This window comes from Vibrio sp. 1078-1, from assembly GCF_033340475.1.
Genome location: NZ_JAWOWM010000093.1, coordinates 1 through 1,067, shown reverse-complemented (window position 1 = coordinate 1,067; position 1,067 = coordinate 1). Strand labels below are relative to the sequence as shown.

1 rRNA gene is annotated in these 1,067 nt (G+C 53.5%); it reads right to left on the bottom strand.

Annotated features, from left to right (window positions below):
• Positions 1-1,067, bottom strand: a 16S ribosomal RNA gene (locus R7190_RS25820); the annotation flags it as partial.

Below are 1,067 nucleotides of genomic sequence, written 5' to 3'. Positions count from 1 at the left end.
TAAGGAGGTGATCCAGCGCCAGGTTCCCCTAGCGCTACCTTGTTACGACTTCACCCCAGTCATGAACCACAAAGTGGTAAGCGTCCCCCCGAAGGTTAAACTACCTACTTCTTTTGCAGCCCACTCCCATGGTGTGACGGGCGGTGTGTACAAGGCCCGGGAACGTATTCACCGTGGCATTCTGATCCACGATTACTAGCGATTCCGACTTCATGGAGTCGAGTTGCAGACTCCAATCCGGACTACGACGCACTTTTTGGGATTCGCTCACTTTCGCAAGTTGGCCGCCCTCTGTATGCGCCATTGTAGCACGTGTGTAGCCCTACTCGTAAGGGCCATGATGACTTGACGTCGTCCCCACCTTCCTCCGGTTTATCACCGGCAGTCTCCCTGGAGTTCCCGACATTACTCGCTGGCAAACAAGGATAAGGGTTGCGCTCGTTGCGGGACTTAACCCAACATTTCACAACACGAGCTGACGACAGCCATGCAGCACCTGTCTCAGAGTTCCCGAAGGCACCAATCCATCTCTGGAAAGTTCTCTGGATGTCAAGAGTAGGTAAGGTTCTTCGCGTTGCATCGAATTAAACCACATGCTCCACCGCTTGTGCGGGCCCCCGTCAATTCATTTGAGTTTTAATCTTGCGACCGTACTCCCCAGGCGGTCTACTTAACGCGTTAGCTCCGAAAGCCACGGCTCAAGGCCACAACCTCCAAGTAGACATCGTTTACGGCGTGGACTACCAGGGTATCTAATCCTGTTTGCTCCCCACGCTTTCGCATCTGAGTGTCAGTATCTGTCCAGGGGGCCGCCTTCGCCACCGGTATTCCTTCAGATCTCTACGCATTTCACCGCTACACCTGAAATTCTACCCCCCTCTACAGTACTCTAGTCTGCCAGTTTCAAATGCTATTCCGAGGTTGAGCCCCGGGCTTTCACATCTGACTTAACAAACCACCTGCATGCGCTTTACGCCCAGTAATTCCGATTAACGCTCGCACCCTCCGTATTACCGCGGCTGCTGGCACGGAGTTAGCCGGTGCTTCTTCTGTCGCTAACGTCAAAT